We start from the raw sequence: 12,370 nt of genomic DNA, 5'->3' as shown, positions 1-12,370 counted from the left end.
AAATTAGCGTCCCAAACGTTCCAGCGTTAATTTATAACCATCATTTCCGTAGTTCAGGCAACGTTTTACACGGGAAATAGTAGCTGTACTTGCTCCTGTCTCTGCTTCGATCTGATTGTAGGTCGAGCCTTTGCCGAGCATACGTGCTACTTCCAGTCGTTGCGACAGCGATTGAATCTCGTTCACGGTGCACAAATCATCAAAGAAAACATAACATTCTTCCATATTCTTTAATGTTAAAATGGCTTCAAATAATTGGTCTATACTTTTATCATTTAACTTCTTAAGTTGCATCAATTTTTCATCCCCTAAAAGTTCTATCAGCATTAGTTTCTCTGATTAAGCTCCGTACAAAACTAGCTCCGGAAACATCAACCTAATGTCACTATCCTGCCTTTACTATATTGCACTGGAGCGCATTTTTCAAGCATTAACGATTTCACGCTGTAAAGAACGAAAATGATGGACAAACGTCCACCCCACGCGCACACCATTTATGTACCCCAATACAAGTATTTTTCTCTACATAAGAATTATCGCCTACACTATAGTACTACAAAAGCGCCGAAAATCAAGCTCGTACACGGTTTCTTCACTACTTTAACCTGTTTATAGGCATACGCCCTTTTCCGCTCCTATCCCTATTACCCGGGCATTCGTCTATACCGTATGTTCGCCCATGACATACAGTATAGCAGACCACTAACAAAGGAATGTGATATTATGCCTGATCATTACTATAATCATTCCCGCCGGAATCAGCGTTCACTGAGCGATTCGTATAATGCCTCTGCCTACCCCGGCCTCAGTTCATATGCGCCCTCAGCTCTCCCAGGTGAGACCGGAATCCTTCCTGCTTTAGGAGCAGAAGCTGCCACCGAAACTGCGCTAGCGCTCCCTGCAGCTGAAGCTGCAACAAAGGCAAGCGGCGGGCTTGCCGGACTGCTCAGCGGCTTAGGCGGCGGTGGCGGAATTGGTGGGAATATGGAGCAAATCAAAGGCATCATCGATCGTATGGGCGGCATTGACGGGATCGTAAACTCTATGGGTAAAGTACAAAAGGTGATGTCCGGCTTCCAGCAGATGGCTCCAATGGTTAAGCTGTTCATGGGTAGCTTCGGTAAAAACAAAGGCGCAGCAGGCGCACTAGCCGCCGAAGAGGATGCTGCCCTGTACAGTCCTAATCGCCGCAAAAAAAAGCGCTCCACCTCACCCCGTCGCAAATCTACTACAACTACTCGCCGGCGCTCTACTTCTTCCACCGGAAAACGTCGCCGCAAATAGCGGTGACGTTTTCTAGCTATGTATCAGAAAAACAGCAATTCTCGCAGGAAAGAGATTTGCTGTTAGCGCTTCTGCTCTATTTTTACTTAAACCAGCCACTCCGTCGAAACCACCGGAACATCCCAAAACCAACTACCAGCATAAACAGCAGCACACCAAAATAACCATACTTCCACTCTAGTTCAGGCATCTTCACAAAGTTCATCCCGTAGATCCCGGCGATAAGCGTCAGCGGCATGAATACGGTGGTGATTACCGTTAGTGTTTTCATAATCGAATTCATCCGGTTGGAATTGAGTGAAATGTAGCTGTCACGCAAATCCGCTGTCATTTCCCGATCAGCCTCAATCATATCGGAGAGTTTTAGCAGATGGTCATAAATATCGCCAAAATAAATCCGTTCCTCGCCATTGCTCTGGACATGCTGTGAATTCACGATCCGGTACATCAAGTCGCGCATCGGCACAATCGTCCGCCGCATTTTGAGCAGCCTTCCGCGCACGCCAAACACCTGGCTCATCAATTCCTCAACTGACTCACTGCTGCCGCTGCTCTCCAGATCCGCAAGCTCGTCCTCTAAACTGTAGAGACATGGAAAATACTTGTCCACCAGCTTGTCCATCACCGTATATGCAGCTGCCATCGGCCCACCCGACCAGCCTTTTCGACTATGTATTTCGCTCTTCACCTGTTCCCACGCTTCATTCATCTCTGCTTTTTCCTGATGGTGATAGGAGACAAGAAAGTTCGCGCTTAAAAATAGGTCAACCTCCTCAGCATCCAACGTCCGCTCATTCAGCGCATGCAGCACAAAAAACTGCACATTCTCATAATGATCCAGCTTCGGCCGCTGCAATACATGCATACAGTCCTCTATCGCCAAGGGGTGAAAATGAAAATATTGATCCAGCAAAAGCGTTTCTTCTGGCGTAGGCGTAGCAAAATCTGCCCATATCCAAGCATAATCCTCCAGCCGGATATTTTGCAGAGGGATCTCTGTCAGCACCTCACCTTTATGTGTGACAACAAGTGTACGTATCATAAATGTTCCTCCGCTTCATCTTCTTCCACGCCTCTATTGTACAGCAAGAAGACAAGTCTTCCAAAAAGCAAAAAACATAGCCAGCAGCACCGCTCTAGCTAGACTAAGAAACATTTGGTGCTTCGTCGTTCGTTAATGCTCGATTCATTTGTGTAAGGTTGGTTGCGCTGGGGGCGAGCTGTCCTTATTCTCTGCTATCGGTATCGGGTTTATGAGTGAGATGAATTCATAGCTGTGAATTACTATCGCTATTTTTACTAATTAGTTGGTGAAAAAGTGCTCATTAGGAATGGTAAACAACCCTTCGATCGTAAGCAGACTGACCTTGATTTCGCAAAAGATTAAGTTCATCGCCTCGCGTTCATTTAACGTAAGTAACATATGGTTTACTTTGGGCTGGTAGTGACCGTGGGATAGGGATGCAATTCTTGACTGTAAAGTTGAGTGCAAGTGGGAATTGTGAATATAGTGATGCTCATGGACGGCAGAAAAGCAGGGGGAAAGAGAATAGGGTTGGGTTGGGTTGGGTGCGCTGGTTTCCGTTAAAATGTATTACGTTAGGCTGTTGAGTTAATTTGTGTTAGGTTACTTTGTGCAGGGCTGGACTTCGATGTGCTCGATTCTGCTGAAATGAGGTAAGTTGGACTATGCTGAGTTAATTTGGGCTAGGTTACGTTACGATGGACTGGATTAAGGGTGCACTGGATTCCATTAAAATATGGTAAATTGGGCTAGGTTACTTTGTGCAGGGCTGGACTTCGGTGCGCTGGATTCTGCTGAAATGAGACAAGTTGGACAGTGCTGATTTAATTTGGGCTAGGTTACGTTACGATGGACTGGATTTAGGTGCGCTGGGTTCCCTTGAAATGTGTTAAGTTGGGCTGGTCCAACCTCATACAAGTCAGGTTCCGCCATTCTAAGGCATTTATGCCTTTCTTTTTGCTTCTTCGACGCTATTCCACTAATTCTAAGGCATTTATGCCTTTCTTTCTGCTTCTTCGACGCTAGTTCACCCATTCTAAGGCATTTATGCCTTTATTTCTGCTTCTTCGACGAAGTGTCCCTAATTCTAGGGCATTTATGCTCTTCTTTTTGTCACCACCCCGAATTTGGTAAATTCAGCGGGATTTATACCGTACATTCCCCCTCCAGCACCAAACTTCGTCATTTCTACGGGATTTATACCGTACATTTTCCCTCCATCACCAAACTCCGCCATTTCTACGGGATTTATACCGTACATTCCCCCTCTAGCGCCAAACTTCGTCATTTCTACGGGATTTATACCGTACATTTTCCCTCCATCGCCAAACTCCATCATTTCTACGGGATTTATACCGTACATTCCCCCTCTAGCGCCAAACTTCGTCATTTCTACGGGATTTATACCGTACATTCTTCACCCATCCTCATGTCCACACAACAAAAAAAGATGTCCGCAGCCCAATGGCTAACTGACATCTTTATTAAAGGGTGTTTAAAAAATGATTTTGAAAATCAGACCTGCTAATACCGCACTGATTGGAATCGTGATGAACCAAGTGACCACAATACGTCCGGCTACTCCCCATTTCACTGCAGAGAAACGTTTGGCAGAGCCTACCCCAAGGATCGCTGATGTGATCGCATGCGTTGAGCTTACTGGCAAATGCAGCAGCGTTGCTGAGAAAATAACAGATGCCGCGGAAATATCAGCCGCGAAACCGTTAATAGGTTCGATTTTAAAGATCTTCGTACCCATAGTCTTAATAATCTTCCAACCGCCAATGGAGGTACCGAGCGCCATAGCCGTAGCTGCAGCTATCTTAACCCACAAAGGGATAACATCCATAGTTTCTTGACGTCCTGAGGTAACGAGTGCAAAAGTAATGATCCCCATCGCTTTTTGCGCATCATTCGTACCATGTGTGAACGACTGTAACGCTGCCGTAAGGACCTGCATAGAGCGGAAGCCCTTGTTGACCGTATGTGGACTACGCTTAGCAAAGATCCATTTCAGGATGGTCATGATAATATAACCAATAACAAACGCAATGATTGGGGAGAAAATCAGTCCTTCGACAATTTCCACAAACCCGCCCCAATTGATGTGTGCTGAGCCTGCCCCCACGTATACTGCACCCGCTAAAGCGCCGATCAGTGCATGAGACGATGAGGATGGAATTCCGAGCCACCAAGTAATCAAATTCCAAATAATCGAAGCAATCAGCGTGGCTATTATGATATCCAACCCATTTTCAAGCAAGGTCGGGTCGGTGATACTTCCGCCAATTTTTTTGGCCACACCTGTAAACATCAAGGCCCCAACAAAGTTCATCAGTGCTGCCATAATAATTGCTGTTCGCGGTTTTAAGGCACGTGTTGAGACAGAGGTAGCAATTGCGTTGGCCGTATCATGGAATCCATTGATAAAGTCAAACGCAAGCGCGAGAAATATAACAATTCCAAGAATCCATATAGATGTTTCCATATTCTAGTACCCCTTATGAGTTGCGCATGATGATCGATTCCAACATGTTGGCTACATCTTCACATTTGTCTGTAGTGGTCTCGAGCCGCTCATACAGTTCCTTGCGTTTAATCAGCTCAATCGGGTCTTTTACAGTTTCGAACAGGACCTTAGTACAAATACGCAGCACTTCGTCCCCTTGATTCTCAAGGTCATTCAGACGGATTGTATATTCACGGATCGCCAACAATTTCTTCTGGGAGAGCAAATGAACCGCTTTTTGGATTTCATAAGCACACTGGCGAAGAATTTCGGCGAATTGCACAATGTATTCATCCGGGTCAAGAAGGTTGTACATATAGAAACGTGAGGCGGATGCCTCCAGACCATCGATGACATCATCCATGCTTGTGATCAAGTCCATAATGTCGTCACGTTCAAGCGGCGTAATAAACGTCTTGTTCAATTCTTTGATGACGGTGTGCGTGTAAGTATCACATTGGGATTCGTACTTTTTCATCTCTGCAGCGAAATTATCGACATTATTCCGGAGATCAGTGATATTCTGAGCAAAATAATCTGCAGCTTGGACAATAGTATCGGCCATATTTTCCAGCGTCTCAAAGAATATGTCCTTTTTTCTCAACTTCATTGTTTTAAACCCCTTTACATAAAATTACCGTGAATACAGAGCCATTCATATGTAAAAAGCATGAAAATGAATGACAACCCTTGTTATCTTATCATATCCGTACAAGGTATAGAAGCTATAGAAATGAACTTTTTTACACTCTATTAACACATACCCATTATTCCGAACACAAATCTGTATAACACTGGATATTCCGACTTTCTTATGTTGTACCATCCGCCCCGCCATATACCACATGACTGCTAAATGAAGGTGCATTAGGGACCACCAAAATATGGGTAATTCCTGGATACATCAGCTCTTCTTTTCCATCCCTCACAAAGCGGATCACATCCCCTGGTTCACGCGACCATCTGCCTTTGGTGACCTGTCCCCGCTGAAAAAGCAACGCTTCCCCGCCAAGCTCCACATCAATCTGAAGTCTTCCGACATCATCAAGCACTTTATGATCGGCTCCAATAACCATCACATTGGCCGCTTCCACCGGATTATCGTTATTTAGATCCAAATGAGGTTTGTCATTCACATAACGCTGATAGGTCTGACGTTTAGGATCATATTTATAGTCAACTTTATAACTTTTGAGCAGATAGTTTATGCTAAATTCAGCGGCTTTCTCTCCGTCCGCCGGTATGTAATCTGGATTGTTAAAAAGATACCCGGGTACCTTCACACTTTGCGCAAACCCAAGCTTCTCGGCACCTTCCCGCAGTTTGGCTGCGTTGCTGTACAGGTTATGAGGTGCTTTTCGCGCTTTATCCCGCCAAAAATAAGCTCCGGCACGGCCGATCTCGTCCATATCTTCTTTTTTCTCTTTTTGCAAAATGGCGTAAGCTGCCGGACTTCCTCCTGCATGCACCGTCACACCACCGTAGCTCTCGCCAATATCCAGCAGATAGGGGCGGATGCTGCGAATCGGTCCGATTTTCACCACACCTGTATGGCTCTGAAAAATACCAATCAAACGCGTAATGCCACCTTCGGCAAGAATCTCATACAAAATATCTGCTTCACTAACCCCCGATTGCGGCCGGGCGGCAGGAGCATTATTTATCATTACGGCCAAGGGACGTGGAAGACTGTCTTCAGAAACTGGAAGACCTGTTAATCCGGATACGAGCTCAGCAGCGGGATCAATAGTAGGTGAGGGTTGAATCGTTTCGATAGGCGTGGGCTCTGCGGTAGGCTGCTGTGTCGGGGTGATCTCATTATTTGCACTCTGTGTTCCGCAAGCGGAGAGCAATAGGGTGGTCAATACAATGGCAGATAACAGACGGGAAGAAGAGCAATTTACTTTCATAAGCTTGTAGTTCCTCCTAAACGTTTTATGAAACTCACTGATTCCTTCCATTTAATCACAGTCAGTCCCATTTGTCTTGATCACCTTCTCCCTTTTTTCATAGCGAGCATAAGGAAATTTTATAGCATGGAATAGATAAATTCTCATATTAAAAAAAGGGTACAGCCATTGGGGCTGCACCCTGCGGGTCTCTTATTCATTCAGTTAGTCTAGCTTCCAGCAATTAAGACTTAATGTCCCATACTGATAAGCCTGAAAAATCCGCTCTGCCTTCCTGCTGCCATCCGCTGTTCCCATCGCGTAAAAGAGAGGTGCAAAATGCTCTCTTCCATAAGAAGGAACCGCATCGCGTACATGTGGAGCTTTTTTCTCATACGCAAAAAGTGAAGGCAAATCCCAGGCTTCTAGTCCCTTGGCAATCCAGGCATCGAATTCAAGTGCCCAATCCTCAGGCTGCTCACTTTCACTTAGCATCCGCAAGTTGTGAACAAGTCCACCGCTTCCAATCAGCAGTATGCCTTCGTCACGAAGCGGTGCTAACATCCGCCCGATATTGTACTGCTCCTTGGGAGAGCGCAGGGAATCGACGGATAAAGCAACTACCGGAATGTCGGCGTTCGGGAACATTTTTTTCAGTATCACCCAGACTCCATGATCGAGTCCTCGCCCCAGAACGGGCTGATGTGATAGATTGTTATCCTTGAAGAGCTCAGAAATCCGTCTTGTTAGGGCCGGATCGCCCGGGGCCGGATAGGTCAGCGTGTAAACTTCTTCAGGGAATCCGTAGAAGTCATGCTGTGTCTCGTGCAGTTCATCAACGGTAAGTAGCTGTTCAGGGCTATCCCAATGCGCTGAGAAAACTACTATACCGCGTGGCGCTTCAAGTTCTTGACCAAGCCGCTCCAGAAAACGGGTATACTCGTTATCCTCCAGTGCGAGGAGCGGAGAACCGTGCGCAATAAAAAATGACGGTAATTTCATAGGATGCCAACCTCCATAACCCAGTATATGGTGTGCATCTTTATTTTACCGCTTATTGCAAGTTAATGCGAATAAAAACCTTCTCCTAAATCATCCAATTCTGCCACTCTGTCTGCAGATGCTCTTGTTCGTTCATCCATTCTATAGTCCGCTTAAGCAGCTGCTGCTGCGCCGGTCCAGAAGAAAAGGTGTGATCCCCTTGAAAAATGATCTCTTTATCGCAACGTCCTTCGGGACGTGTCCAGAACAGCTTCTGATAAAGAAAAGCGTAATCCACCGGAATGACATCATCAGAGGTGCCATGAATGACCAGTACATCGCCGCTAAATTTGCTCGCTTCTTGGAAGGGCTGAAAAGCCGCCAAAGAATTAAAATATACCGGCGTAAACGAGTAGCCCACATAATCGGCTGATCCATTCTTCACAGCACGATCATACGCCTCCCGCCCTACAATTTTCACAATATCATTGAAAGGATAACCAACAGAGGCCCATAACACGAGATTCTTCACGCGGCGATCGCGAATACTTGTCAGCAGCGCCACCGCGCCACCCAGGCTATGGCCAATCAGCGTCACGCGCTGTGGGTCCACATCAGCAGAGCTAATTCCGTAATCAAGCACCGCTCTAGTCTGAGCGATCATCGATTCCATATCTTCGCCGCCATAATTCCCGCTGCTCTCGCCGCAGCCCACATAATCAAAACGAATAACCATATATCCCTCTTGTGCCAGCTCACGAGCCGCCTTCACAAAAATCCGGTCTACGCCAATCCGATTCCCCACAAATCCGTGGCAGATCACGGCTAATGGCAGTCTATCCTTGCAACGCGAAGAGGTTCCCTTCTCTTTGTTCGGGTAATGTATGCTCGCCGTCAATTCTTCTCCGTTATGCCGGATTACAATATTCCGTTCCATTGCCGCATCCTCCTATAATTATATTTATATTTATATTTATAATTTAATTTATTTTAATTTATTAGAATTCCGATTAACTTAGTATGAATTATAATCTAATTATAAAGATTTCGTTCATATTGTCAACAGCAAGGGGACAATTCTTAATAAACGCACGGAGTATTTGGGCATTAGAGTCTGCGCGACAAACAGGGTGTCCTGTAAGTCATGAGGATGCTCTGGGGCACCCACGTCGAGTGGATTGGAACCGCCAATCCGGGATTCAGCAGCTCTATCGGATTCAGTAGCTCCAGCAGACTCGGCTGCTCTATCGGACTCAGTAGCTCCAGCGGACTCAGTAGCTCCAGCGGACTCAGTAGCTCCAGCGGACTCAGTAGCTTCTGCGGACTCAGTAGCTCCAGCGGACTCAGTAGCTCCAGCGGACTCAGTAGCTCCAGCGGACTCAGTAGCTCCAGCGGACTCAGTAGCTCCAGCGGACTCAGTAGCTCCTTCGGACTCAGTAGCTCCAGCGGACTCAGCAGCTCCTTCGGACTCAGTAGCTCCAGCGGACTCAGTAGCTTCAGCGGACTCAGAAGACCCTATTCGCAGATTTAGCACACTTTTTGAATTCTATCGGACCCCATAGTCGCTATCACCCTGTAAAACAGCAAATAAGAGCTACTTTTCGAGCAATAGCGTCACTGGGGTCCGAAACTGTGCTGAAAAGGCGATAATTTGGCTAATAACGTCATCTGAGTCCGAAAGATGGATGCTACGACAACCGGGGGTCTGGGGGTGCTTGAGGTTTGGGTTTGGGTTTGGGTTTGGGTTTGGGTTTGGGTTTGGGTTTGGGTTTGGGTTTGGGTTTGGGTTTGGGTTTGGGTTTGGGTTTGGGTTCGGGTTCGGGTTTGAGAACCCCACCAAAAAACACACAGCAGCGATCCCCAGTATCGGAGGATCGCTGCTCTATTGTTTTTTCGAGATGAATGACCAGGGTTGTTAATCAATCGTAGCTGTCGTTAAACATCTCATGGGTTTCATGGGTTTCATGGCTGCCTTGCCAATTCTTAAGCAGGCCCTCGGGGGGATCTTCCGCGGAAATCCCGCTGCTGAATCCATCGGATTCAGCAGGCTCTATAGGACTCAGAAGACCCTATTCGCAGATTTAGCACACTTTTTGAATTCTATCGGACCCCATAGTCGCTATCACCCTGTAAAACAGCAAATAAGAGCTACTTTTCGAGCAATAGCATCACTGGGGTCCGAAACTGTGCTGAAAAGGCGATAATTTGGCTAATAACGTCATCTGAGTCCGAAAGATGGTGGATGCTACGACAACCGGGGGTCTGGGAGCTCTGGAGTTCCCGGGGTTCTGGGGTTCCGGGGTTCCGGGGTTCTGGGGTTCCGGGGTTCCGGGGTTCCGGGGTTCCGGGGTTCCGGGGTTCCGGGGTTCCGGGGTTCCGGGGTTCCGGGGTTCCGGGGTTCCGGGGTTCCGGGGTTCCGGGGTTCCGGGGTTCCGGGGTTCCGGGGTTCCGGGGTCCCGGGGTTCCGGGGTTCCGGGGTCCCGGGGTTCCGGGGTTCCGGGGTTCCGGGGTTTCAGAACCCCACCAAAAAACAAAGAGCAGCGATCCCCAGTATCGGTGGATCGCTGCTCTGTTGTTTTTTCGAGATGAATGACCAGGGTTGTTAATCAATCGTAGCTGTCGTTAAACATCTCATGGGTTTCATGGCTGCCTTCCCAATCCTTAAGCAAGCCCTCGGGAGCATCTTCTGCGGAATCCCACATGCTGAATCCATCGGAGCCGCCCCAATCCCCCATTGAATTATTGGGCGTAGGCTCGAAACCGTTGCCCATGGATCTTCCCTGTTCTTTCTTGTTCTCATGTTCCATAAAGCTCCCAACCTTTCCCAATGCTATATTGATCAAGCAACAACATTATCAGTGTTCACTCTTCTAAAAGGATTATGCATATCGCCATAGAAATGGTTGTCCTTGCGTAGACCTGTCATGCAAACGTATACTCTAGGTTAAAGACTATACCGATTAACAACACTGGAGGTTTACATCCAAATTATGAAAGTGAAAGATATGATTAAGGAAAATAACGCCCTGCGTGAGCAGTTGACGCCCTTCAATCGCTCCTATTTAGAAGATATGATCCTTGCGGTGCGAGCCAGTCGAATTGACCCTCTGCGCGGAGAGGAACTTTTGCTGGATGCGGCCAAGCTGCTGTTGAAGGAACAACGTAAAGGGAAAAATGCCAAGCAAGTATTCGGCGAGAATCCGCACGATTATTTTAAAGAAATCATAGACAGTGTTCCCGGGCGCCCGGTGCGCAGTAAATGGAACTATTACTTGATGATTCCCTGCGCAGCTCTGACCTGTCTTTTTGGGATATTGGCAATCGGTGGACTCTTCTTCCAATGGACTGACGATTCACCTGGAATGTTCGGACAGATCAGCCTTTTCACCCTGCTCGCTGTGGGAGTAGGCTCCATTATCTTAATTGAACTCATTATGAAATGGATGTCTTCCTTGTCGGAAAGCGATGCACCCAGTGCCAAACCTTTTGATATAAAAAGCCTTGGCATCTATATTGGCATCGCAGTAGCTGCTGTATTTATCGGTATGTTCCTCGATAGGTTATTTCCGGTCATTACAATATCCCCGTGGGTAAGTTTAATTCTGTGCATCATTGGGGGGTTGGGACTGAAATTTATATTTTTCAAAAAATAAATACCTAGGCTGAAAACATTATTCCATCCGATAGATAGGGGGAAACTTCCATGATTAAGAAGCATCATATTCTCTACTCCGTTCTAGCTATAGCCTTAGGGCTAGGCATAGTGCCCAGTGCTATTCACGCCGAAGGTGCTACCAGCCCTCCTGGGGAAGGCGCTAAGGCAATTCCTCAAGCAGCTAGCAATAATCATGCAGAGGCTGTCTATAAAGCTGCATTACCGCTGTTATCTACCTCTGACAAGTTACCCGAAGCCATAAAATATTTGAACTCCAATATGTATGCGGTAGGGTCGTATCGTGCAACAATGCTGACCCTGAAGCTTGAGAATCTGCATAAAGCTGCGCTGCAAGCCTGGGAAAGTAAATTCAGTACCAATGCTGTCCAGCGGAAGCTCACCGCCATTTATAAAGCAGGCGCCAGCATGTCTTCTCTTGCTGCTATTACTGATGATCTCCAGCTGCGTACACTGCTGAAAAGTGCCAGCGAAAGCGGATATAAGCTGGAGACAGCTGAGGGTACTTTTTTCCCGGTGATCGATTATGGGGCTTACCGCAAGTACAAGCTATACGTCACCAATGATATCAGCGCTTATATTACCATTATGGCCACCGAATCGGATCTGCCCTCTTCCAAGGACAACGGGCTAGTTATCGCCTGGACTGAGGTAGCAGCCAGAGCTTTATCTCAAGAGCAATTCATTCAAAATCATCCAAAATCAAACCGAATTTCTGCTGTAAAAGCCTTGTACACTATGTATGTGAATAATACGTTTTACGGCCAGAATAACACTCCTCTCTTCCATTATGACAATCTGGAAATGGATTTGGAGGCGCAAAAGGCTTACTCCAGTATTCTGACCAAAAATAATGACAGCAGCCCATTTCTACAAAAGCTGGATAGCTTCATGAAATTAATGAAAGATAATAGCTATAAATTGACCGATGAGGTCGAGCAATATCGTAAGACTTCGTTACCTCTCTAATAAAGAAACCACAAAAGCCCGTCCCTGAAATGAATAGGGAC

The 12,370-nt window shown here is 46.7% G+C and carries 13 protein-coding genes; 3 read left to right on the top strand and 10 right to left on the bottom strand.

What is annotated here, in order from left to right; genetic code table 11:
- Positions 1 to 3: 3 nt before the first annotated feature.
- Positions 4 to 294 carry a YerC/YecD family TrpR-related protein gene (locus NST25_RS03405; protein WP_019913624.1) on the bottom strand — a complete coding sequence of 97 codons (291 nt, stop codon included), beginning with the start codon at positions 292 to 294 and terminating at the stop codon, positions 4 to 6.
- 429 nt (positions 295 to 723) lie between these two features.
- Between NST25_RS03405 and NST25_RS03400 the strand changes: the two genes are divergently transcribed.
- Entirely contained in the window at positions 724 to 1,284 is a 561-nt protein-coding gene (locus tag NST25_RS03400) for a hypothetical protein (RefSeq protein ID WP_038568686.1), read from the top strand.
- A gap of 82 nt (positions 1,285 to 1,366) precedes the next feature.
- Here NST25_RS03400 and corA read toward each other — a convergent pair whose 3' ends face one another.
- The 9 genes from corA to NST25_RS03355 all read right to left on the bottom strand — a co-directional run bounded on the left by corA (position 1,367) and on the right by NST25_RS03355 (position 10,494).
- Positions 1,367 to 2,326 carry a magnesium/cobalt transporter CorA gene (corA, locus tag NST25_RS03395; RefSeq protein ID WP_076136897.1) on the bottom strand — a complete coding sequence of 320 codons (960 nt, stop codon included), beginning with the start codon at positions 2,324 to 2,326 and terminating at the stop codon, positions 1,367 to 1,369.
- Positions 2,327 to 3,404: 1,078 nt separating this feature from the next.
- Positions 3,405 to 3,722 carry a hypothetical protein gene (locus NST25_RS03390; protein ID WP_340393309.1) on the bottom strand — a complete coding sequence of 106 codons (318 nt, stop codon included), beginning with the start codon at positions 3,720 to 3,722 and terminating at the stop codon, positions 3,405 to 3,407.
- Positions 3,723 to 3,803: 81 nt separating this feature from the next.
- Positions 3,804 to 4,796: an inorganic phosphate transporter gene (locus NST25_RS03385; protein ID WP_036686873.1), complete on the bottom strand. Its 993-nt coding sequence runs from the start codon at positions 4,794 to 4,796 to the stop codon at positions 3,804 to 3,806.
- 13 nt (positions 4,797 to 4,809) lie between these two features.
- Complete coding sequence (locus NST25_RS03380; RefSeq protein ID WP_036686871.1) at positions 4,810 to 5,427, bottom strand: DUF47 family protein; 618 nt, start codon at positions 5,425 to 5,427, stop codon at positions 4,810 to 4,812.
- 202 nt (positions 5,428 to 5,629) lie between these two features.
- Positions 5,630 to 6,727, bottom strand: coding sequence for a DUF3048 domain-containing protein (locus NST25_RS03375; RefSeq protein WP_076104156.1), 1,098 nt, complete (start codon positions 6,725 to 6,727; stop codon positions 5,630 to 5,632).
- 204 nt (positions 6,728 to 6,931) lie between these two features.
- Positions 6,932 to 7,708, bottom strand: coding sequence for a class III extradiol ring-cleavage dioxygenase (locus NST25_RS03370; RefSeq protein ID WP_038568677.1), 777 nt, complete (start codon positions 7,706 to 7,708; stop codon positions 6,932 to 6,934).
- 85 nt (positions 7,709 to 7,793) lie between these two features.
- Positions 7,794 to 8,624 (bottom strand): alpha/beta fold hydrolase, encoded by an 831-nt coding sequence (locus NST25_RS03365; RefSeq protein ID WP_076195105.1) that lies wholly within the window; start codon positions 8,622 to 8,624, stop codon positions 7,794 to 7,796.
- A 114-nt stretch (positions 8,625 to 8,738) separates the two neighbouring features.
- On the bottom strand, positions 8,739 to 9,221 hold the full coding sequence (locus tag NST25_RS03360; RefSeq protein WP_340393307.1) for a hypothetical protein: 483 nt from the start codon (positions 9,219 to 9,221) through the stop codon (positions 8,739 to 8,741).
- A gap of 1,072 nt (positions 9,222 to 10,293) precedes the next feature.
- Positions 10,294 to 10,494, bottom strand: coding sequence for a hypothetical protein (locus tag NST25_RS03355; protein WP_036680885.1), 201 nt, complete (start codon positions 10,492 to 10,494; stop codon positions 10,294 to 10,296).
- A gap of 183 nt (positions 10,495 to 10,677) precedes the next feature.
- On the opposite strand from NST25_RS03355, the gene NST25_RS03350 reads away from it, so the two are divergent.
- A complete protein-coding gene (locus tag NST25_RS03350; RefSeq protein WP_076128474.1) occupies positions 10,678 to 11,340 on the top strand; it encodes a DUF1129 family protein in 663 nt (220 codons plus the stop codon).
- A gap of 50 nt (positions 11,341 to 11,390) precedes the next feature.
- A complete protein-coding gene (locus tag NST25_RS03345; RefSeq protein WP_340011895.1) occupies positions 11,391 to 12,329 on the top strand; it encodes a hypothetical protein in 939 nt (312 codons plus the stop codon).
- The last annotated feature ends 41 nt before the right edge of the window (positions 12,330 to 12,370 follow it).

It is taken from the genome of Paenibacillus sp. FSL E2-0190 (assembly GCF_037992965.1).
Classification (GTDB): domain Bacteria; phylum Bacillota; class Bacilli; order Paenibacillales; family Paenibacillaceae; genus Paenibacillus_AQ; species Paenibacillus_AQ odorifer.
This window is presented reverse-complemented; position numbering and strand designations above follow the sequence as displayed.